Here is a 23,782-nt window from a genome sequence, read left to right as displayed (position 1 = left end):
GAACGCCCCCAGGACAACCCCGAACAGCCGATCACGATGGAGGGCCGATGACCGATCCGAGCGAGGTCGTCCAGATCGACGACGTGTACTGGCGCGACGAGTACACGCCCGTCACGGAGGACGACGCCTTCCTGAGACGCGTGGTCGCGGAGGCCGACCTGCCGTCGCTGCTCACGGCGCTGGCGGCGCTCACCGGGGACCACACGCTGATCCCGGCCGAGCTGCGCCCGCCGCTCCCTCCCGTCGACACGACGGCGCCCCCGCACGGCGGCATGAGCGAGGCCGCGCAGGCGCGGGCACGGGAACTCGCGCTGCCCGCGCTCCAGCGCGTCCGCGACGAGAAGCTCACCCGTCCCCGCCTGCTCGATGCGGTGGAGGCCCGCGCCCTCGTCGACTTCGTCACGGGTGGGGCGGGCGCCGAGGACGCGGCACTGATGATGCACGAGCTCGACCTGCTCCCGCAGCGTCCGGGGGCGCCCACCTGGCACGTCGAGGAGGTCGCGCCGGACCGCGAGTTCGAGGTCGCGGTCATCGGCACCGGTATGAGCGGCATCGCGGCGATGTACCGGCTCAAGCAGGCGGGCGTGCCGTTCGTCGCGTTCGAGAAGCACCCCGACGTCGGCGGCACCTGGCTGGCCAACACCTACCCCGGCGTCCGGCTGGACACCCCGACCTTCTGCTACAGCTTCTCCTTCGCGCAGCGGGCCGACTGGCCCAACGCGTACGCCGAGGGCGCGGAGATCGAGGAGTACGCCGCCGAGATCGTCGACCGGGCCAAGCTGCGCGAACACATCGAGTTCGACACCGAGGTCCTGTCGATGACCTGGGACGACGCCGCGGCCGTCTGGGACGTCGTGGTCCGGCGCGACGGCGTCGAGCGGCGCCGGCGGTTCCACGCCGTCGTCGCCGCGACCGGGCAGCTGGAGAAGCCGCACATCCCCGACGTCCCCGGCCAGGACGACTTCCGCGGGGTGCGGATGCACTCCGCCCGGTGGGACCACGACGTGGACCTGACCGGCAAGCGCGTGGCGGTGGTCGGCACCGGCGCCAGCGCCTACCAGATCGTCCCGAGCATCGTCGACCGCGTCGCCCACCTCGACGTCTTCCAGCGGTCCGGGCCCTGGACGGTTCCCGCGCCGAACTACCACGACCCGACGCCGGCAGCGCTGGCCTGGCTCAGCGAACACGTCCCGCACTACGGACAGTGGTTCCGCTTCCAGGCGTTCTGGGGCGCGCGCACGGGGCGGCTGCACACCGTCGAGGTGGATCCCGGGTGGGAGCGCACCGACTCGGTGTCGGCGACCAACCTGCGGGTACGGGAGACGCTCACCGCGATCCTGCGCGAGCAGTGGGCGGACCGCCCCGACATGCTCGACGTCGTCGTGCCGTCGTATCCCCCGGGCGGCAAGCGCATGCTCCGCGACAACGGCGTGTGGGCGCGCGCCCTCCACCGGGCGCACGCCGCGCTCGTCACCTCCCCGATCGAACGGTTCACCTCCGACGGCATCGTCACCGCCGACGGCACGCACCACCCGGTCGACGTCGTCGTCTACGCCACCGGCTTCAAGGCCTCCGACTACCTGGACCCGATCCAGGTCACCGGGCCCACCGGGCAGACCCTCAAGGAGCACTGGGACGGCGACGCCACCGCCTGGGCCGGCATCTGCGTGCCCGGCTTCCCGAACCTGTTCCTCGTCCAGGGGCCGAACACCAACTACGTGGTGCACGGCCAGTTCCACTTCATGATCGAGTGCGGGGTCGAGTTCGCCACCGAAGCGATCCACCAGCTGCTGCGGCGCCGGGCCGCGTCGGTCGAGGTCCGGCAGGAAACCCTGGACCGCTTCCTCGCCTGGGTCGACCAGGGCAACGCCCGGCGCGCGTGGGGGCAGCCACAGGTGCGCACCTGGTACAAGAACCCCCGCGGCCGGGTCTCGCAGGTGTGGCCCTACGGCCACCTCGAGTACTGGAACCTCACCCGGGACGCCGACTTCGACACCGACTTCACGCTCCGCCCGCGGCCGGGGGCGGCGTCGTGAGCGCCCGGCGTGAGGTGCTCGTGGTGGGCGCCGGCCCGATCGGGCTCACCGCCGCCCTGCTGCTCGCCGACGCGGGGGTGCGGACCACGCTCGTCGAGAAGGAGACCGCACCGGGCGACCTGCCACGCGCCATCAGCCTCCAGGACGAGTCGTTCCGCACCCTGGAGCGGCTCGGCGTGGCCGACGCGCTCAAGGCCGAGTCCCTGCTCGACACCGGCAGCCGCTACTTCGGGCTCGGCGACCGCCTCCTGCTCGAGGCGCGGCCGGTCGCCTCCCGGCTGGGGCACCCCGCCAAGACCCAGTTCGACCAGCCGGTCCTGGAGCGGCTGCTGTGGGAGCGGGCCGTCGCGCACGAAGGGCTGGAGTTCCTGCGCGGCGCCGAGGCGACCGCGCTCACGCGGGACGGGGACGGGGTCGGCCTGACGGTGACGACCGGGGACGGAACCGGGCGGACGACCGGACACAGGACGCGGACCCTGACCGCCGACTGGCTGATCGGCGCCGACGGCGGACGCAGTTTCGTCCGCCGGGCGACCGGCATCGACCTGGTCGGCACCACCCAGCCTCAGCGGTGGATCGTCGTCGACCTGCTCAACGAGCCGCGCGTGCGGGACCGGTTCGCCGAGTTCCACGGTGACGGGGAGCGGCCGTACGTCCTCGTGCCCGGCGCCTCGGGGCGCCTGCGGATCGAGTTCATGCTCTTCGACCACGAGGACCCCGAGGAGATGACGACACCGGAACGGATCCGCGAGCTGGTCGTGCCGCGCTTCCGGACCGAGCTGTCGCCGGAGGACGTGCGCCGCGCCGTCGTGTACGTCGCCCACCAGCGCATCGCGCGGACCTACCGGGCGGGGCGGGTGTTCCTCGCCGGCGACGCCGCGCACCTGATGCCGCCGTTCGCCGGGCAGGGCCTGAACGCCGGCGTCCGCGACGCCACCAACCTCACCTGGAAGCTGACCGAGGCGATCGCCGGCCGCGCGACCGAACGGCTGCTGGACTCCTACGAGGTGGAGCGCCGCGGCCACGGAGCTGCGATGGTGGCCGTCTCGCGCCGCATCGGCGCGGTCGTCATGGCGACCCGTCCGGTGCTCACGCGCGTCCGCGACACCGTGGTCCGCACGGTCGGCCTGATCCCCCGCGTCCGCGACTTCCTCGCCAACATGCGCTTCATCGCACCCCCCGACACCACCGCCGGGGTCGCCGTCCCGGCGGGTGGCGCCGCGGCAGGCGGCGTCGTGCTCCCCTCCGTGAGCGTCGGCCTCGCCCTGAGCCAGCCGGTGGTCCGCGACGCCACCGGCGCCGAGCGCGGCCTCGACGCCCACCTCGGGCCCGGCTGGGCGCTGCTGCAGATCGGCGGCCCGCTGCCCGGCCCGGCGGTCGACCCGTACTGGGACGCGATCGGCGCGAAACGACTGCGCGTCCTCGCCCCCGGCGGCACGCCGGCCGACGGCACGGTCACCGAGACCACCGCGGTGCTCACGGCCGGCGCCTGCGCGGGTCCTGTGTTCGTCGCGGTGCGCCCCGACCGCTACGTCGCTGCGGTCTTCGACCCCACCGGCGAGCAGTCCGTCGTCGCCCGCCTCCGCACCTTCGTCAACGTCTCCTCCTCAGCCCCGCGCCCTCTCCCCTCACCGAACAGGACCACCCGATGAGCAAGTTCGTCAGCTACCACCGTGCCGACGGCGGCATCGCCTGGGGCCGTCTCGACGGCGAGACCGTCTACGACGCGACCTCCACCGCGCCTTCGCTCGCCGAAGCCATCGCCGCCGGCTCCCTCGACGCCCTGGCGCACCACACCGACAACCCGGTGGCGCTCAGCGGGATACGGCTCGCCCCGGTCATCCCGAACCCCGGCAAGATCATCTGCATTGGCGTCAACTACCGCAGCCACCGGGACGAGATCGGCAAGGCGGCTCCGGCGGCCCCGGTCGTCTTCGCCCGTTACGCCGACAGCCAGATGGGGCACGGCGCGGACGCCCTCAAGCCGGTGCAGTCCGCGCAGTTCGACTACGAGGGCGAGGTCGCGCTGGTCATCTCCCGGCCCGCGCACAAGGTCGCCAAGGCCGACGCGTACGACCACGTCGCGGGCTACGCGGTGTACAACGACTTCTCGGTGCGGGACTGGCAGCGCGCCGCCAGTCAGTGGCTGCCCGGCAAGACCTGGCCGGGGACCGGCGGCTTCGGCCCATGCCTGGTGACGGCCGACGAGGTCGGCGACGTCACCGGACTCGAGCTGACGACCCGGGTCAACGGCGAGGTCCGCCAGCACGGCAAGGTCGCCGACCTGATCAACGACATCCCGTCGATCATCGAGTACGTCACCGCGTTCACCCCCCTCTCCCCCGGCGACGTCGTCGTCACCGGCACGCCGGGCGGCGTCGGGCTCTTCATGGACCCCCCGGGCTTCGTCGTCGACGGCGACGTCGTCGAGGTGGAGGTCACCGGGCTCGGCACGCTGCGCAACACCGTCCGCGAGGTCCCCTGACCGGTCGTGGCCGGCGGCCTCTCCCCCACTCTCCGCTCCGGCCCGTCCGGCCGGAGCCTAGGGAGCGGTGTGGTAATAGCGTGTGCACTCGCTGACCATGCCGTCGTCGGCGATGCGGAAGACGTCGACGAAGCGCGTGCACGGGTGGTGCGAGCCGGGGACGACGCGCCGGCCCTCGGCGACCACGCTGCGGTCGGCGGCCACCAGGTGGTCGATCTCGTGACGGGCCCGGGCGGCGCCGTGGCAGAGGTGGGCACGGACGACCTCGGCGCGGCCGTGAACGGGGGGCATGCCGGGCAGTTCCAGGACCACGTACTCGTGCATCAGGGAGGCGCAGGAGTCCGCGTCGCCCGCGTCGAGGTAGTCGTAGACCAGGCGGACGTGGTCCACGCCTGCGGCGGTGATCAGGTCGGTCGCTCCGGAGAGCGCGGCTGCCGGCCGGTCGTGACTCGTCATCGGGCTGTACCCCTTTCGTCCTCCCTCCCGAGTCTGGGCGGCGCGGCCAACTCTTCGCTATCGCGGCACTATTCTCGCCCGACATATGCACGCCATGGACAGAACAGTGACATATGTGGAGACTGTTCGAAGCTGCTCTTGCCTCGTCAACTCATCTGTCTCGGTGGGGGATTCGTTGACCGACCTCATGACGGCGGAGGAGCAGGGCGCCCCTGCGGCGCCGCGCCCGTCCTTCCGGATTCTCGGACCGCTGCAGGTGCAAGGGGTCGACGGTCCGCTGCGGGTACCGCCCGGGCGCCAGGAGGTCATCCTCGCCGCGCTGCTGCTGGAGGCCAACCGGGTGGTCAGCACCGGTTATCTGGTCGACCTCATCTGGGAGGACGTTCCGCCGGAGACCGCCCGCACCCAGGTGCAGATCTGTGTGTCGCGGCTGCGGAAGCTGCTGGCCGGTGCGGACGCGGAGGTCTCGATCACCACCCGGGCCCCCGGGTACGTGCTGCACACCGACGAGCGGAACGTGGACGCCGCACTGTTCACCGCGGGGGTCTCGCGGGCCAGGAGGCTGCGGGAGCAGGGCGACGCGCAACGGTCCGTGGAGGAACTGAGGGCCGCGGTGGCTCTGTGGCAGGGGGACTGCCTGCCGGGGCTGGACAGCGGCGCGCTCGCGAACAAGGCGCGGCAGCTCGACGAGGAGCGGCTCACCGCCGTCGAGCTGCGGATCCAGCTGGAACTCGGGCTGGGGCGGCACGACCGGCTGGTGGGCGAGCTGCAACTGCTCACCCACCAGCACCCGTTGCGGGAGAAGCTGCGCGGCCAGCTGATGCAGGCGCTGTACTGGTCGGGCCGGCAGGCCGAGGCGCTCGAAGTGTTCCGCACGGGGCGGCGGCTGCTCGACGAGGAGCTCGGGCTGGAGCCGGGCCGGGAGCTCAGGGAGCTGGAGTCGGCGATCCTCACGGGCACGCTCACCGCGCCCTCCGGCCCGGCTCCGCGGCCCGCCCCGGGGCGGGCCGCGGAGGCGCAGGCGCCGCCCGGTGCGGACACGGAGGCCGGGCCGGAGGAGTCCGCGGCGCGGGCCGGGACCTCCCTGCAGCAGGCCGTGCCGCATCAGCTTCCCGCGGCGACCGCCGACTTCGTGGCGGACGCGGCGCAGCTGGCGGCCCTCGCGGAGGCGCTGACCGGAGGGCCGGAGCGGACGACGGTGGGGCTGGCGGCGGTCACCGGTAAGCCGGGCACCGGCAAGTCGGCCCTGGCCGTCGAGGTGGCGCACCGGCTGTCGGACTCGGCGTTCCCGGACGGGCAGCTGTACTGCGACCTTCGGGGGACGACCGGCGCCCCGGTCACCCCGCAGGAGGTGCTGGGGCGCTTCCTGCGGGCGCTGGGCATTCCGGGGCAGCTGGTCCCGGAGTCGCTGGACGAGCGGGCGGAGATGTACCGCTCGAGACTGGCGTCGCGCCGGGTGCTGGTGGTGCTGGACGACGCGGCGAGCGAGCGGCAGGTGCTGCCGCTGCTGCCGGGGAGCCGTCACTGCGCGGTGCTGGTCACCAGCCGGACCCGGCTGACGGCGTTACCGGGGGCGTACCGCGTCGAGCTGGACGTGCTGGGTGAGGACCGGGCGCTGGAGCTGCTGGCCCGGATCGTCGGACGGGAGCGGGTGACGACGGAGGCGGTGGCCGCGGAGGCGCTGGTGCGCACCGTCGGCAGGCTGCCGCTGGCCCTGCGCATCGTGGCGGCACGGCTGGCGGCGCGGCCACACTGGTCGCTGGCGTCGATGGTGCAGCGGCTGGCCGACGAGCGGCACCGGCTGGACGAACTGACGCACGGTGAGATGACGATGCGGGCGAGTCTGGCCCTGACGTACGACGGGCTCGCCCCGGAGGACCGTCGGCTGCTGCGGCTGCTGAGCATGGCCCAGGCGCCGACCCTGCCGAGCTGGCTGGCGGGCGCCCTCCTGGACGACGGCCGGCCCTTCCCGTCGGATCTGATGGAGCCGCTGGTCGACGTGCAGATGCTGGACGTCGCCGGGGTGGAGCGGAGCGGTGGTTTCCGGTACCGCTTCCACGAGATCATCCGGGTGTACGCGCGGGAGCGGCTGGCGTCCGACCCGCCCGGGGAGCGGGGGGCGGCGCTGGCCCGGATGGGCGGCGGGTGGATGTACCTCGCGCAGCAGGCCCACCGGAAGCTGTACGGCGGGGACTTCACCGTGCTGCACGGAGACGCCCCGCGCTGGGAGCCGCCCGCCGTGTACACGCGGGAGCTGTTGGGGGATCCGCTGGCCTGGCTGGAGGCCGAGCAGGCCGCCCTGTGCCGCATGGTGGAGCACGCGGCCGAGGAGGGGTTGCACGACCTGTGCTGGGACCTGGCGACGACGCTGGTCACACTGTTCGAGGTCAGGGGTCTGTACGACCTGTGGGAGCGGACGCACCTGTGCGCGCTGACGGCGGCCCGCAAGGCGGGCAATCTGCGGGGTACCGCGGCGGTGCGTGCCTCGCTCGGCTCGCTGTACATGAGCCGCAGCCAGTTCGACGCGGCACGGCAGGCGCTGACCTCGGCGCTGGACGTCTTCCAGGCGCTGGACGAGCCCACGGGTGAGGGCCTGTGCCGCCGGGACCTGGCCCTCATCGCCCGGACGGGCGGTGACGACGCGTCGGCGCTGGACCTGTACGCGCGGTCGCTGGCGGACTTCGACCGGGCGGGGGACGTGGTGGGGCGGGCGATCGTGCTGACGCAGAGCGCCCACATCCGGATGCGGCAGGGCGAGTTCGCGGCGGCGCAGGCCCAGCTGGACGAGGCCCTGGACACGTACGACGCGGTGGGTTACGTCGGCGGCCGGGCACGCACGTTGCGGCGGGTCGGCCAGTTGCTGCTGGAGCAGGGCAAGAGCGATCTGGCGGTGCTGACCTTCACGGAGGTGCTGGAGCTGTGCCGGGATTCCGGCGACGTGATCGGTGAGGGGCACCTGCTGCGCGACCTGGGGCACGCCTTCTCCGTGATGGGCCGGCCCGATCGTGCCAGGGACTTCTTCGACCGGGCCGTGACCGCCCGGGAGCGGATCATGGATGTCGGCGGGGGCGCGCTGGCGCGTCTCGACCTGGCGCGCCTGCTGGAGGGGGATCCGGGGCGCGCCCGGGAGCTGCTGGCACCGGCGGTGGAGGTGTTCCAGGAGCGGGGGATGGTCCGTGAGCTGACGGAGGCGCGGCGGCTGCTCGCCGCGGGCTGAGGCCGGTCCGGGACACGCTGTTCTTCCTGCTCGGCACGGCGACCGCGGGGCGGACCGGTCGCGGCCGGGGTCAGTCCCAGGGGTTGTTGTCGGTGGTGCCGCCCGTGCCACCGGTGCCGCCCGTGCCACCGGTCGTGCCGGTGCCGCCGGTCGTCCCCGTGCCGCTGGTGCTGCCCGTGCCGCCGGTGGTGGTGCCGGTGTCGCCCTCGTCGGTGGTGGTGTCGCCGCCGACGGTGGTCCCGGCGGTGGCGACCACCGCGGTGTCCGGTCCGGTGGCGGCGGCCCAGCCGGTCTGGGCGCCGGCGGCGGCGAGGAGCACGATCAGCGTGGAGGCGACCGTGGCGCGGAGGGCGTTGCGGGGGGCGGCGGTGTGCGACATGGGGTGCTTCCTCTCGGTGGTGGCGGCCGGTAGCGGCTGACGACCACAAAGTTAGGAAGGGCCGGATTCACGGCACCGTCCGCTGCCTTATCACCCCGCTATCACGGTCCGGCGCCCGCTGTCCCGTCGTGATAGCCGCGCTCGCCGGCCGCCGGCGGTGGCCGGCGCGGTGGCCGGCGGGCGGCGCGTGAGGGGTTAGCGGCGGGATGGTTCCTGGATAGGCGGCGTGCCGACCATGGCCGGCAGACCTTCCTGACCCGACCAGCAGGAGCTGCACATGACGCACCGCCTTGCTTCTCAGGACACCGCCCCCGCCGCCCTCGCGCTCGGCGCCCTCATCCTTCGGCACCGGCTGCGCATCGGCCTGACACAGCGGGAGCTCGCGGACCTCTCCACCATCAGCGTCCGCGCCATACGCGACCTGGAGAAGGGGAAGGCGCAGCGGCCGAGAACCGACACGGTCCGGCTGATCGCCGACGGCCTGCGGCTCGGCCCTCGCGCCCGTGCGGCTCTCGAGGAGGCGGCCCAGCGCGGCCACCGAGGAGGTGTCCGGGCGGCCGTCGAGCGCCCTGCGCCGCCTGTTCCCCTTCACCCGCTGATCGGGCGTGAAGCTGAGTGCGCCGCGGTGGTGGAGGAGCTCCGCTCGGGCGCCGAACGGCTGGTGACCGTCGTGGGGCTGAGCGGTGTGGGCAAGACCCGGCTCGTCCTGGAGGCCGCCGCGCGGCTGCACGACGCGGGTCTGGCCGTGCTGTGGCACTCCGCGCCCGGGACGGCCGTCGACTGCCTCCCCGGCGGGCAGGGCCCGTTCTCCGCGCTCGCGGCCGACTGCGCCGCCTTCCTGCGCGGCGAAGGGCGGGACGACGATCTGCCCGGCGGGCCGGCCGGGCTGCCCGGCGACCGCGGTGTCGTGCTCGTCCTCGACGGCGCCGACACGGACCTGTTCGACTTCCACCGGCTGGGCCGTCTGCTGCGCGAGCTGCCCGGGGTGCGTCTGCTGGTCACCGCCGACCGGCCGTGGAACGTTCCCGGCGAACGTCTCTTCCTGCTGTCGCCGCTGGACGCTCCCGAGCCCTCCGCCACGGGCCCCGCCGACACGGCCGCCTCCCGCTTCTTCCTGGACCAGCTGCGCCGACTGCGCCCGGGGATCGTCCCCACCGAGCGGGCCCTCGCCGATGTGGCGTGGATCTGCCACCGACTCGACGGCCATCCGATGTCGCTCGCGGCCGCCGCGTCCTGGCTGGCCGTCTACGACCTGCCCGCGCTGCGCTCCCTCCTGGAGTCGGACCCCTCTCCGCTGCTCGCCCATCTGGCCGACGGCCCGGCCGGCTCCCGGCTCCAGGAGCGGGTGGCGCGCACCGTGGCGGAACTGCCCGCACCCTGCCGGGATCTGCTCGCCGGCCTGTGCCGTGACGGCGACGGCGCCTTCCTGCTGGAGGACGTGGTCCGGCTGACCGGCCGTCCGCTGCCCGAGTGCGGCCGCATGCTGCGGGACCTGCTGGTCGGCGGCGTGGTCCGGTCCGTCGAGGAGGGCGCGCTGCCCGCCTTCCGGGTGCTGTGCGTGGTGCGCGCGGTCCTCGGGGCGGCTGCCGTCGCGACTGCCGCCTGACTGCCGCGCGGCGGCCCGCTGCTGTTGCTCCCGCCGGAACAACTGCCGCTCCACGCCCCGGCCGGCGGGTTGTATGGCACTGCCCGCCCCTCCCCCGCCGTCCCTCACCAGGAGACCGCCATGTCGTCCGACGCGCCTGTCGCTCCCGTCCCGGCCGCCACCCGGTTGCCCCTCTCGGCGGCCCAGCGTGACATCTGGACGGCGCACGCCCTCGACCCGACGGGCCTGAAGTACAACGTGGCCGAGTGCCGGGAGATCCTCGGCCCGCTCGACCCCGCGCTGATGGCCGCCGCCTGGCGTCGGCTCGCCGAGGAGGCGGACTTCCTGCGGACCCGTCGCTTCGAGGAGGACGGGGAGCAGGTCTGGCAGGTCGTCGACGCCGACGCCGGCCTGCTGGACCTGCCGTTCACCGACGTGAGCGGGGCGGCCGATCCGGAGGCGGAGGCGTGGCGGCTGGTCGACGGGATGATCAGCACCCCGTTCGCGCTGGCCTCGGAGCCGCCGGTGCGCTGCGCGCTGATCCGGCTGGGCGCGGAGCGGTACTTCTACTTCTACGGGTTCCACCACCTGGTCGTGGACGGCGTCGGCGTGGGGCTCGCGCTGACGCGGCTGGTGGAGCTGTACGAGCGGGCGGTGGCCGGCGAGTCGTGGGGTCCGTCGCCGTTCGGGCGGCTCTCCGACCTGCTGGCGGAGGACGCCGCGTTCCGCGGGTCGCCGGAGGCCGCCGCCGAGCGGGCGGCCTGGCGGGAACACCTCGCCGGGGCGCCGGACGTCCCCCGCAGTCTGGTCCGGGGCTCCGGCCGGGCCGCACCGGCCCACGGCGGTCTGCCCTTCGCCCGGCGCACCGTGCGGCTCTCCCCGGCCGACGCGGGCCGGCTGCGGGACACGGCCCGCGGGCAGCGGGTCTCCTGGCCGGTCCTGCTGGTGTCGCTGCTCGCCGTGTACCTGCACCGGGTCACCGGACAGGACGAGCTGGTGATCGCCCTGCCGGTGACCGGCCGGACCACGCAGACGTCGCGCAGCACCCCCGGGATGATGTCGAACGTGGTGCCGCTGCGGGTGCGGGTGCGCCCCGACGAGCCGTTCGGTGCGCTGGTCCGCTCGGTGTCCGCGGAGGTCAAGCACGGCCTGCGGGGCCAGCGGACCCGTTACGAGGAGCTGTGCCGGGACGCCGGCGTCCTGGGGAGGGCGCGCGGACTCGCCGGTCCGGTCGTCAACATCATGGGCTTCAACGCGGACCTCACCGTCTGCGGCAGCCCGACGGTCAACCACAACGTCAGCAACGGCCCGGTCGACGACCTCAGCATCGCCGTGTTCGACCTGGGGGCCGCGCACGGCATCCGGATCGACTTCGACACTCCGGTCGAGGGCGTGGATCCGGACGCCGTCGCCGCCCACCAGGACCGGTTCGCCGCGTTCCTGGCCGCGGCCGCGGCACCTGGCGCCGGCGAGCTCGCCGGGCGCGCGACCTCCGATCTCGAGGTGCTGACCGAGGCGGAGCGCGGCCTGCTGCTCGGGAAGTGGGCCGGCGCCACCACCGAGCGGCAGGACACCACGCTGGTGGAACGCTTCCGGCAACAGGCGGAACGTTTCCCCGACCGGGTCGCGCTGATCGACGGAGACCGGCGGATCACCTACCGGGAGCTCGACGCGGCCGCCGACCGCTGGGCCCGGCACCTGCGCGACCGGGGACTGGGCCGCGGCGACCTGGCGGGCGTCCTGATGGAGCGCGGCGCGGACTTCGCCACCGCCCTGATCGCCGTGCTCAAGACCGGCGCCGCCCATGTGCTGCTCGACCCCGATTTCCCCGACGAGCGCCTCCGCTCCGCTGCCGGGGACGCCGGCATCAGCCACCTGGTGACCACTCCCCGGTTCGCGGGCCGCCTCGACGGTCCGTGGGCCGTCCACACGGAGGATCCGCGGGAACTCGCCCACCTGGCGGCAGGAGACCTGGACGTCCCGCTCACCCCCGACGACCCGGCGTGCCTGATGTTCACCTCCGGCTCGACCGGCCGACCCAAGGGCATCCTGTCCTCCCACCGGAACCTGGTGGCCACCCTCGTCGGCCAGCGGTACCTCCCGACCGGCCCGGACGAGGTGTACCTGCAGTCGTCGCCGGTGTCCTGGGACGCCTTCAGCCTCGAGTGCTGGGGCCCGCTGCTGCACGGGGGGACCGCCGTCCTGCAGCCGGGCCAGAAGCCGGAACCGACGCTGGTGAGCGAACTGGCCCGGCGTCACCGCGTCACCACGCTCCTGCTGTCGGCAAGCCTGTTCAACTACCTCGTCGACGAGCACCCGGAGACGTTCGAAAGCGTCGCCACCGCCTACACCGTCGGCGAGGCGGCCTCCCCGGCCCACGTGCACAAGCTGCAGCAGCTGAGGCCCGGCATCACCGTGGTCAACGGCTACGGCCCCGCCGAGGTCATGATCTACGCCACCACGCACACCGTCGAGCGCGGGCAGCGGCCGCACCCGTCCATCCCCATCGGGTCGCCACTGGCCGACAAGCCGCTGTACGTCCTCGACAGCAGGCTGCGGCTGTGCCCGCCGGGCGCCACCGGCGAACTGTACGTGGCGGGCGAAGGGCTGGCCCACGGCTACCTGGGCCGGTCGGATCTGACCGCCGCACGTTTCGTACCGAACCCGTACGGCCCCGCCGGCAGCCGCCTCTACCGCACCGGCGACCTCGTCCACTTCGACACCAACGGCAACCTTCACTACGAAGGCCGCGCCGACGACCAGATCAAAATCCGCGGCTTCCGCGTCGAACCCGGCGAGATCGAAGCCGCCCTCCTCACCCACCCCGACATCACCCAAGCCGTCGTCACCGTCCACCAGGGCCGGCTCAGCGCCCACATCGTCACCGACGCACCTGCCTCAGCCGATCACATCCGCGGTCACCTCACCGAGCGTCTCCCCGACCACCTCGTCCCCACCTACCTCACCCTCCTCGACCGACTCCCCCTCACCCCAAACGGCAAGATCGACAAACGGGCCCTGCCCGAACCGACCACCGCCTCCCGCACCGGACGCGCACCCCGCACCGAGACCGAGAAGACCCTCACCACCCTCTTCGCCCGCACCCTCGACCTCCCCGACACCCCCACCATCGACGACGACTTCTTCACCCTCGGCGGCCACTCCCTCCTCGCCGCCCGCCTCACCAACCACATCGCCACCACCCTCGACGTCCGACTCACCGTCCGCGACGTCTTCCAGCACCCCACCCCCGCCCGACTCGCCGAACACGTCACCGGCATGGGCGTGCAGAAGGCGACCGACCTGCCCGCCCTGGCTCCCGCCGCCCCCGCGTCCGGGCCCCTGCCCGCGTCCTTCGCCCAGCGGCGGCTGTGGCTCCTGGCCGACCTGGACGGGGACAGCACCGCCTACAACGTTCCGCTGTCGGTGCGGGTCGACGGTGCCGTGGACACGGCGGCGCTGGAGGCCGCGCTCAACGACGTCGTCGAACGGCACGCACCGCTGCGCACCCTGGTCGAGACGGTGGACGGCGAGCCGTGCCAGCGTGTCCTTCCGCCGGACAAGGCCCGCGTGCGGGTGGAACGGCGCGTCACGACCCCGGGGTCCCTGGAGTCCGATCTCGTGGCGGCCGCGGGACACCGGTTCGACCTGCGGACGGAGATGCCGCTGCGGGTCACCGTGTTCGAGCCCGGTGACGGGTCGTGCGTGCTCCTCGTGCTGCTCCACCACGTGGCGACGGACGGCACGTCGAACAACGTGTTCTTCGAGGACCTGTCGCGGGCCTGTGCGGCGCGGGTGTCCGGGGCGGCGGGGAGCGCGCTCGCACCGCTGCCGGTGCAGTACGCGGACTACGCGCAGTGGCAGCGGATGGTGCTGGGGTCGGCCGACGACCCGGACAGCGTGCTGGCGCGGGAGCTCGGCTTCTGGCGCTCGACGCTGGACGGGCTGCCCGAGGAGCACGGACTGCGCCTGGACCGGCCCCGTCCCGCCCGTGCCTCCCACCGGGGCGGACAGGTCGAGGTCGATCTCGGCCCGGACGTCATGGGCCGAGTGGGCGAGCTGGCCTTGGCGGAGGGCTGCACGCCCTTCATGGTGGTCCACACCGCGCTGGTCGCCGCACTCACCCGATTCGGCGCCGGCACCGACCTGGCCGTCGGCACACCGGTCGCCGGGCGCGGGGACGAGCAGTTGCGTGACCTGGTCGGTTTCTTCGTCAACACGCTCGTGCTGCGCACCGACAGCAGCGGGGACCCGACCTTCCAAGAGCTGCTGGCACGCATCCGTGCGACCGATCTGGACGCCTTCGCCCACCAGGAAGCACCCTTCGACCTCGTCCTCGAAGCGCTCAACCCCACTCGCTCACTCGCGCGTCACCCGCTCTTCCAGATCTGCCTCACCCTTGACGTCGCCACCACCCCCCGTCTGAGCCTGCCGGGCAACGGGACGGGTGACGTGGTCCCCGTCGTGAACGGCTCGGCCAAGTTCGACCTCGAGTTCCTCCTCCGCTCCGACGACAGCCGGCGCTTGCACGGGACGGTTCTGTTCGCGCGAGACCTGTTCGACGACAGCACCGTGCGACGCATGGTCACCGTCCTGGGCCAGGTCCTCGACCAGGTCCTGGCCGACCCCGGCCACCGGATCGGCGACCTCGACATCCTCACCCGGGAGGAGCGGGCGCTCGTCACCGGAGCCTGGGCGGGCAGCAGCGCCGACATCGACGACGTCTCGCTGGCGGAGCAGTTCGAGAAGCAGGCGGAACGATTCCCCGACCAGGTCGCGCTCATCGACGGCGACCGTCAGGTCACCTACCGGGAGCTCAACGCGGCCGCCAACCGCTGGGCTCGCCACCTGCGCGACCATGGCCTCGGCCGGGGCGGCATGACCGGCGTGCTGCTGGAGCGCGGCACGGACTTCGCCACCGCGGTCGTCGCCGTCGCCAAGACCGGCGCCGCCTACACCCTCCTCGACCCCGACTTCCCCGACGAGCGCCTGCGCACCGCCGCCACCGACGCCGGAATCCGCCTCCTCATCACCGACCCCACCCTCGCCGCACGACTCGACGGCCCGTGGACCACGGTGACCGAGAACCCGGACCAGCTCACCGAGTACCAGGCCGACGACCTCAGCGTCCCCCTGTCCGGTGACGACGCGGCCTGCCTGATGTTCACCTCCGGGTCGACCGGCCGGCCCAAGGGCATCCTGTCCTCCCACCGCAACCTGGTGTCCACCGTCACCGCCCAGTCCTACGGACACTTCGGCGCCGACCAGGTGTTCCTCCAGTGCTCGCCGGTGTCCTGGGACGCGTTCAGCCTCGAGTTCTGGGGCGCCCTCCTCCACGGAGCGACGACGGTGCTGCAGCCCGGGCAGCGCCCGGAGCCCGCGCTGATCGCCGAACTGGCTCAGCGTCACAAGGTGACGATGCTGCAACTGTCGGCGAGCCTGTTCAACTACCTCACCGACGAGCACCCCGACGCCTTCGACGCCGTCACCGTCGCCTACACAGGTGGTGAAGCAGCTTCCCCGGCACACGTCCACAAACTGCAGCAACTGAAGCCCGGCATCACCATCGTCAACGGCTACGGCCCCGCCGAATCCATGGGCTTCACCACCACCCACACCATCGAGTTGAGCGACCAGCCCCACCCGACGATCCCCGTGGGATCTCCCATCACCAACAAGGGCGCCTACGTCCTCGACAACCGCCTCCAACTCACCGCCCCCGGGGTAACCGGCGAGCTCTACCTCGCCGGCGACGGCCTCGCCCACGGCTACCTGGGCCGGTCGGACCTGACCGCCACCCGCTTCGTCCCCAACCCCCAAGGACCCGCCGGCAGCCGCCTCTACCGCACCGGCGACCTCGTCCACTTCGACACGGACGGCAACCTCCACTACGAAGGCCGCGCCGACGACCAGATCAAAATCCGCGGCTTCCGCGTCGAACCCGGCGAGATCGAGGCCGCCCTCCTCACCCACCCCGCCGTCACCCAAGCCGTCGTCACCGTCCACCAGGGCCGGCTGTCCGCCCACATCGTCACCGACAGGCCCGCCGAGGACGCCCGCCGTCATCTTGCCGAGCGTCTCCCCGACCACCTCGTGCCCACCTACCTGACCGTCCTCGACCGGCTTCCCCTCACCCCCAACGGAAAGGTCGACAAGCGCGCTCTGCCCGAGCCGTCGTCGGTCCCGACGTGCGGCCGGGCGCCTCGTACGCCGCTCGAGGAGACCCTGACCGTGCTCTTCGCCCAGGTCCTGGGTGGCGCGGACACCCCCACCATCGACGACGACTTCTTCGTCCTCGGCGGCCACTCGTTGCGGGCGGCGCGGCTCACCAACCACATCGCGGACGCACTCGGCGTTCGCCTGACCATCCGCGACGTCTTCCAGCACCCCACCCCCGCCCGCCTCGCCGACCTGATCTCCCGCCACAAGGGACTGCCCGCCCTGCCGCCGATCACGGCCGGAGAAGGCACCGGCGACGGCAGCTCGCTGCCGGCCGCGTCCTTCGCGCAGCAACGGCTGTGGCTCCTTGCCGACCTGGACGGCGACAGCACCGCCTACAACGTGCCCCTCGCAGTCCGCCTCGAAGGCGAACTCGACGCAGCCGCATGGGAAGCCGCGCTCAACGACCTGGCGGAGCGGCACGCTCCCCTGCGCACCCTGATCGAGACGGTCGACGGCGAACCGCGCCAGCGGATCCTGCCGCCGGCCGAGGTCAGGGTGCCGGTCGAGCGGCGTAGCACCACTCCGGAAACCCTGGAGTCCGACCTGGTGACGGCCGCGGGGTACCGGTTCGACCTGCGGACGGAGATCCCGCTGCGCGTCAGCGTGCTTGAGCCCGGTGACGGAACGACCGTGCTCCTGATCCTTCTGCACCATGTGGCGACGGACGGCGCGTCGAACGGCGTGTTCTTCGACGACCTGTCACGGGCCTACGCAGCACGGCTGTCGGGGGCGGACAACAACGTGCTGACCCCCTTGCCGGTCCAGTACGCCGACTACGCGCACTGGCAGCACAGAACCCTGGGCTCGCCCGACGACCCGGACAGCGTGCTGGCGCGCGAGCTCGGGTTCTGGCGCTCCACGCTGGAAGGGCTGCCCGAGGAGCACGGACTGCGCCTGGACCGGCCCCGCCCCGCCCGGGCGACCCACCGGGGCGGACAGGTCGAGGTCGATCTCGGCCCGGACGTCATGGCCCGGGTGGGCGAGCTGGCCTTGGCGGAGGGCTGCACCCCGTTCATGGTGGTCCACGCCGCCCTCGTCGCCGCACTCACCCGATTCGGCGCCGGCACCGACCTGGCCGTCGGCACACCGGTCGCCGGGCGCGGGGACGAGCAGCTCCGCGATCTGGTCGGATTCTTCGTCAACACCCTGGTACTGCGCACCGACAGCAGCGGGGACCCGACCTTCCAAGAGCTGCTCGCACGGATCCGTGCGACCGATCTGGACGCCTTCGCCCACCAGGAAGCGCCCTTCGACCTCGTCCTCGACGCCGTCAACCCGGCCCGCTCCCTCGCCCGCCACCCCCTGTTCCAGATCTGCCTCGGCCTCGAAACCGGAGGCACCCCTGAACTGCGGCTGCCCGGTGCACGACCGGCCGACGTGTTCGGCGTGGTGAACGGTTCGGCCAAGTTCGACCTCGAGTTCCTCCTCCGCTCCGACGACAACCGGCGCCTGCACGGGACGGTTCTGTACGCGCGAGACCTGTTCGACGACAGCACCGTGCGACGCATGGTCACCGTCCTGGGCCAGGTCCTCGACCAGGCCCTGGCCGACCCCGGCCACCGGATCGGCAGCCTCGACATCCTCTCCCAGGACGACCGTGCCCGGCTCACAGGGAGCTGGGCAGGCACGATCCTCAACACCCACGACGTCTCGTTGGTGGAGAGGTTCGAAGGGCAGGCCGCCCGTTCGCCCGAGGCCGTGGCACTCATCGACGGTGAGCGACGAGTTACCTACCGGGAGCTCAACGCGGCCGCCAACCGCTGGGCCCGCCACCTGCGTGACCAGGGCCTCGGCCGGGGCGACATGGCCGGCGTGCTGCTGGAGCGCGGCGCGGACTTCGCCACCGCGGTCGTCGCCGTCGCCAAGACCGGCGCCGCCTACACCCTCCTCGACCCCGACTTCCCCGACGATCGCCTGCGCACCGCCGCCACCGACGCCGGAATCCGCCTCCTCATCACCGACCCCACCCTCGCCGCACGACTCGACGGCCCCTGGACCACGGTGTCCACCTCGCCTGAAGAACTCTTCTCCCTCTCCGAGGTCAACCTCAGCGTCCCCCTGTCCGGTGACGACGCGGCATGCCTGATGTTCACCTCCGGGTCCACCGGCCGGCCCAAGGGCATCCTGTCCTCCCACCGGAATCTGGTCTCCACCGTCACCGCCCAGTCCTACGGACACTTCGGACCGGACGAGGTCTTCCTCCAGTGCTCCCCGGTGTCCTGGGACGCGTTCAGCCTCGAATTCTGGGGCGCCCTCCTCCACGGCGGAACCACCGTCCTGCAGCCCGGGCAGCGCCCGGAGCCCGCGCTGATCGCCGAACTGGCGCAGCGCCACAAGGTGACCATGCTCCAGCTGTCGGCCAGCCTGTTCAACTACCTCACCGACGAGCACCCGGAGGCTTTCGAGACCGTCACCGTCGCCTACACGGGCGGCGAAGCGGCCTCCCCGGCCCACGTCCACAAGCTCCACCGCCTGAAGCCCGGCATCACCGTCGTCAACGGCTACGGCCCCGCCGAATCCATGGGCTTCACCACCACCCACACCATCGAGTCGAGCGACCAACCCCACCCGACGATCCCCGTGGGGTCACCCATCACCAACAAGGGCGCCTACGTCCTCGACGACCACCTCCAGCTCACCGCTCCCGGCGTCACCGGCGAGCTCTACCTCGCCGGCCACGGTCTCGCCCACGGCTACCTCGGCCGACCCGACCTCACCGCCACCCGCTTCGTGCCGAATCCGTACGGGCCTGCGGGCAGCCGCCTCTACCGCACCGGCGACCTCGTCCACTTCGACGCGGACGGCAACCTCCACTACGAGGGCCGCGCCGACGACCAGATCAAGATCCGCGGCTTCCGCGTCGAACCCGGCGAGATCGAGGCCGCCCTCCTCACCCACCCCGCCGTCACCCAAGCCGTCGTCACCGCCTACGAGCAGCGCCTCGTGGCGCACGTCGTCGGCGGAGCGCCGGAGCAAGGCCTCGTGGGCACCCTGGCCGACCTGGCACGCCGGCATCTCACCGAGCTGCTGCCCGAGCACCTGGTGCCCGCACACATCGTGGTTCTCGACCGGCTTCCCCTCACTCCCAACGGAAAGGTCGACAAGCGGGCACTGCCCGAACCGTCGTCGGCCTCGACGGGCGGCCGGGCGCCTCGTACGCCGCTCGAAGGGACCCTGGTGGCTCTCTTCTCCCGGGCACTGAGCACCTCCGAGTCCCTCACGATCGACGACGACTTCTTTCGCCACGGCGGCCATTCGTTGCGGGCGGCGCGGCTCACCAACCACATCGCGGAGGCACTCGGCGTTCGCCTGACCATCCGCGACGTCTTCCAGCACCCCACCCCCGCCCGGCTCGCCGACCTGATCTCCCGCCACAAGGGACAGCCCGCCCTGCCGCCGATCACAGCCGGAGAAGGCACCGGCGACGACAGCTCGCTGCCGGCCGCGTCCTTCGCACAGCGACGACTGTGGCTCCTGGCCGACCTGGACGGCGACAGCACCGCCTACAACGTGCCCCTCGCAATCCGCCTGGAAGGCGAACTCGACTTGGTGGCTTGGCAAGCCGCGCTCAACGACCTGGCGGAACGCCACGCCCCGCTGCGCACCCTGATCGAGACGGTCGACGGCGAACCGCGCCAGCGGATCCTGCCCCCGGCCGAGGTCCGCATTCCTCTCGACCGCCGCCGGATCGCCGCCCAGGACCTGGACGGGGAGCTGGCGACGGCCGCACGCCAGGTCTTCGACCTGCGGATCGATGTCCCCTTCCGAGCCACGGCGTTCGCCCTTGACGACGGCACCTGGGTGTTGTTCCTCCTGCTGCACCACGTGGCGACGGACGGCGCGTCGAACAGCGTGTTCTTCGACGACCTGGCCCGGGCCTACGAAGCGCGGCTGTCGGGTGCCACCACCAACGTTCTGGAGCCCCTGCCGGTGCAGTACGCCGACTACGCGCACTGGCAGCACAGAACCCTGGGCTCGCCCGACGATCCGGACAGCGTGCTGGCGCGGGAGCTCGGGTTCTGGCGTTCGGCGCTGGAAGGGCTGCCCGAGGAGCACGGTCTGCGTCTGGACCGGCCCCGTCCCGCCCGGGCGACCCACCGGGGCGGCGAGATCGGGGTGGACCTCGGCCCGGATCTCTTCGCCCGGGTGGGTGAGCTGGCCCTGGCGGAGGGCTGCACGCCGTTCATGGTGGTTCACGCGGCCTTGGTCGCCGCCCTGATGCGTCTCGGCGCCGGCACCGACCTCGCCGTCGGCACACCGGTCGCCGGTCGAGGCGACGAGCAGCTCCGCGATCTGGTCGGCTTCTTCGTCAACACCCTGGTGCTGCGCACCGACAGCAGTGGAAACCCGACCTTCAAGGAACTGCTGGCGCGGATCCGTGCCGCCGACCTGGACGCCTTCGCCCACCAGGAAGCCCCCTTCGACCTCGTCCTCGACACGGTCAACCCGGCCCGCTCCCTCGCCCGCCACCCCTTGTTCCAGATCTGCCTCGGCCTCGAGACGGGTGGCGCCTCAACCATTCGGCTGCCCGGCGACCGCCTGGCCGACGTCTTCGGCATGACGAACGGTTCGGCCAAGTTCGACCTGGAGTTCCTGCTCCGCTCCGACGACAACCGGCGACTGCACGGGACGGTGCTCTTCGCCCAGGACCTGTTCGACAACAGCACCGTGCGGCGCATGGTCACTGTCCTGGGCCGGGTCCTCGAGCAGGTCCTGGCCGACCCCAGCCACCGGATCAGCGACCTCGACGTCCTCTCCCGGGACGAACGGACGCTGGTCACCAAAACCTGGGCCGGCACCAGCGCCGACATCGGCGACATCTCGCTGGTCGAGCGGTTCGAGGCGCAGGCGGAACGATTCCCCGACCAGCTCGCGCTCATCGACCGCGACCGTCAGGTCACCTACCGGGAACTCAACGCGGCCGCCAACCGCTGGGCCCGCCACCTGCACGACCAGGGCCTCGGCCGGGGCGACATGGCCGGCGTCCTGCTGGAGCGCGGCACGGACTTCGCCACCGCGGTCGTCGCCGTCGCCAAGACCGGCGCCGCCTACACCCTCCTCGACCCCGACTTCCCCGACGAGCGCCTGCACACCGCCGCCACCGACGCCGGCATACGCCTCCTCATCACCGACCCCACCCTCGCCGCACGACTCGACGGCCCGTGGACCACGGTCACTTCCTTGCCGGCGGGACTCTCCGGTCTGTCCGAGTCGAACCTCGACATTCCCCTGTCCGGCGACGACGCGGCATGCCTGATGTTCACGTCCGGCTCGACCGGCCGACCCAAGGGCATCCTGTCCTCCCACCGGAACCTGGTCTCCACCGTCACCGCCCAGTCCTACGGACACTTCGGCGCCGACCAGGTGTTCCTCCAGTGCTCCCCGGTGTCCTGGGACGCCTTCAGCCTCGAATTCTGGGGCGCCCTCCTCCACGGAGCGACCACCGTCCTGCAACCGGGGCAGCGACCCGAACCGGCGCTGATCACCGAGCTCTCGCAACGCCACGGCGTCACGATGCTCCAACTCTCGGCGAGCTTGTTCAACTACCTCGCCGACGAGCACCCCGACGCCTTCGACACCGTCACCGTCGCCTACACCGGCGGAGAAGCCGCCTCCCCGGCCCACGTCCACAAACTTCAGCAACTGAAGCCCGGCATCACCATCGTCAACGGCTACGGCCCCGCCGAATCCATGGGCTTCACCACCACCCACACCATCGAACCCGGCGACCAGCCCCACCCGACGATCCCCATCGGATCACCCCTGGTCAACAAGGGCGCCTACGTCCTCGACAACCGCCTCCAACTCACCGCACCCGGTGTGACCGGCGAGCTCTACCTCGCCGGCGACGGCCTCGCCCACGGCTACCTCGGCCGACCCGACCTCACCGCCGCGCGCTTCGTGGCGAACCCGTACGGCCCCGCCGGGAGCCGTCTCTACCGCACCGGCGACCTCGTCCACTTCGACACGTCCGGCAACCTCCACTACGAAGGCCGCGCCGACGACCAGATCAAAATCCGCGGCTTCCGCGTCGAACCCGGCGAGATCGAGACCACCCTCCTCACCCACCCCGACATCACCCAAGCCGTCGTCACCGTCCACCAAGGCCGGCTCAGCGCCCACATCGTCACCGACGCACCTGCCTCAGCCGATCACATCCGCGGTCACCTCACCGAGCGTCTCCCCGACCACCTCGTCCCCACCTACCTCACCCTCCTCGACCGACTCCCCCTCACCCCCAACGGCAAGATCGACAAACGGGCCCTGCCCGAACCGACCACCGCCTCCCGCACCGGACGCGCACCCCGCACCGAGACCGAGAAGACCCTCACCACCCTCTTCGCCCGCACCCTCGACCTCCCCGACACCCCCACCATCGACGACGACTTCTTCACCCTCGGCGGCCACTCCCTCCTCGCCGCCCGCCTCACCAACCACATCGCCACCACCCTCGACGTCCGACTCACCGTCCGCGACGTCTTCCAGCACCCCACCCCCGCCCGACTCGCCGAACACATCGCGGCGTGCCGGACCGCGCCGGCCGTCAAGGCCCGGCCCGCTCTGCGCCGCCGCACCGAGACCGAACGGATGAGCTCATGAACGGATCTCCGTCCCCCGCCCCCGAGGACGTCGTCTGGGATCTGCCCGGTGACGCGCCGCACCGCCTGTCGCTGCTGGTGCTGCCGCACGCGGGCGGCAACGCGCACGCCTACAGCGAGTGGCGCGACCACCTGCCGGCCGACGTGCGGCTCCTGGTCGGCCAGTACCCGGGCCGCGGTGCGCGCTACTGCGAGGACCTGCCCGAGTCGGTCGACGACCTGGCCCTCCCGGTGGTCGGCGCACTGCCCTCGGACACGGGTCCGCTGGTGGTGCTCGGGCACAGCATGGGTTCGCTGGTCGCCTTCGAGGTGGCCCGTGCGCTGCAGGCCGCCGGCCGCGCTCCGGCCGGGCTGGTCGCCTCGGCCTGCCGGGCGCCGGTGCTGCCCAACCAGTGCCCCGTGCACCCCGAGCGCCTCGACGACGACCAGCTCGTCGCTGCCATCAAGGAGCGGGGCGGCACCGACGACGGCATCCTCGACGACCCGGAGCTCCGCGAGATCGTCCTGCCGTCCATCCGCGCGGACTTCGCCATCGACGACGCCTACCGGTGCACCGCCCCGGGTGTGCGGCTGGACTGCCCGGTCGCGGTGTTCGGCGGGGACGCCGATCCGATCGTCCCGGTGGAGATGCTCGGCGGCTGGTCCACGGTCGCCGGTCACCCGGTGACGCCGGAGGTGCTGCCCGGCGACCACTTCTACTTCCAGCAGGACCTGCCCGGTTTCTTCGCCCGCCTGAACCCGTCCCTCCAGGCCCTGCGCGACTCCACGGCCGCCCCGGCCTGACCGGCGCGGTGCCCGGCCCG

The 23,782-nt window shown here is 72.5% G+C and carries 9 protein-coding genes; 7 read left to right on the top strand and 2 right to left on the bottom strand.

Going from position 1 to position 23,782, the window contains the following annotated elements:
* The first annotated feature begins 47 nt into the window (after positions 1–47).
* From ACFRAV_RS16585 to ACFRAV_RS16575, 3 genes are read left to right on the top strand one after another with little or no spacing between them, the layout of a single operon-like run.
* Positions 48–2,036 carry a flavin-containing monooxygenase gene (locus tag ACFRAV_RS16585; RefSeq protein ID WP_382556026.1) on the top strand — a complete coding sequence of 663 codons (1,989 nt, stop codon included), beginning with the start codon at positions 48–50 and terminating at the stop codon, positions 2,034–2,036.
* A complete protein-coding gene (locus ACFRAV_RS16580; protein WP_382556023.1) occupies positions 2,033–3,688 on the top strand; it encodes an FAD-dependent monooxygenase in 1,656 nt (551 codons plus the stop codon). The genes ACFRAV_RS16585 and ACFRAV_RS16580 overlap by 4 nt, the downstream gene beginning before the upstream one ends.
* Positions 3,685–4,521, top strand: a complete 837-nt coding sequence (locus ACFRAV_RS16575) for a fumarylacetoacetate hydrolase family protein (RefSeq protein WP_382556020.1) — start codon at positions 3,685–3,687, stop codon at positions 4,519–4,521. Before ACFRAV_RS16580 ends, ACFRAV_RS16575 begins: the two co-directional genes overlap by 4 nt.
* A 57-nt stretch (positions 4,522–4,578) precedes the next feature.
* On the opposite strand, the gene ACFRAV_RS16570 is transcribed toward ACFRAV_RS16575, so the two are convergent.
* Complete coding sequence (locus ACFRAV_RS16570) at positions 4,579–4,977, bottom strand: nuclear transport factor 2 family protein (RefSeq protein ID WP_382556017.1); 399 nt, start codon at positions 4,975–4,977, stop codon at positions 4,579–4,581.
* 187 nt (positions 4,978–5,164) lie between these two features.
* Between ACFRAV_RS16570 and ACFRAV_RS16565 the strand changes: the two genes are divergently transcribed.
* Positions 5,165–8,194, top strand: a complete 3,030-nt coding sequence (locus ACFRAV_RS16565) for a BTAD domain-containing putative transcriptional regulator (RefSeq protein WP_382556073.1) — start codon at positions 5,165–5,167, stop codon at positions 8,192–8,194.
* Positions 8,195–8,264: 70 nt separating this feature from the next.
* On the opposite strand, the gene ACFRAV_RS16560 is transcribed toward ACFRAV_RS16565, so the two are convergent.
* Entirely contained in the window at positions 8,265–8,573 is a 309-nt protein-coding gene (locus ACFRAV_RS16560; RefSeq protein ID WP_382556015.1) for a hypothetical protein, read from the bottom strand.
* A 277-nt stretch (positions 8,574–8,850) separates the two neighbouring features.
* Between ACFRAV_RS16560 and ACFRAV_RS16555 the strand changes: the two genes are divergently transcribed.
* From ACFRAV_RS16555 to ACFRAV_RS16545, 3 genes are all read left to right on the top strand, one after another.
* The gene (locus ACFRAV_RS16555) at positions 8,851–10,179 is read left to right on the top strand and encodes an AAA family ATPase (RefSeq protein WP_382556013.1); all 1,329 of its coding nucleotides are present in this window, start codon (positions 8,851–8,853) and stop codon (positions 10,177–10,179) included.
* Positions 10,180–10,299: 120 nt separating this feature from the next.
* Positions 10,300–22,980, top strand: coding sequence for an amino acid adenylation domain-containing protein (locus ACFRAV_RS16550; RefSeq protein ID WP_382556010.1), 12,681 nt, complete (start codon positions 10,300–10,302; stop codon positions 22,978–22,980).
* Positions 22,977–23,762 (top strand): thioesterase II family protein, encoded by a 786-nt coding sequence (locus ACFRAV_RS16545; RefSeq protein WP_382556007.1) that lies wholly within the window; start codon positions 22,977–22,979, stop codon positions 23,760–23,762. The genes ACFRAV_RS16550 and ACFRAV_RS16545 overlap by 4 nt, the downstream gene beginning before the upstream one ends.
* Positions 23,763–23,782 lie beyond the last annotated feature (20 nt).

Origin of the sequence: Streptomyces sp. NPDC056600 (assembly GCF_042792855.1) — a bacterium.
In the GTDB taxonomy this organism is placed as follows: domain Bacteria; phylum Actinomycetota; class Actinomycetes; order Streptomycetales; family Streptomycetaceae; genus Streptomyces.
This window is presented reverse-complemented; position numbering and strand designations above follow the sequence as displayed.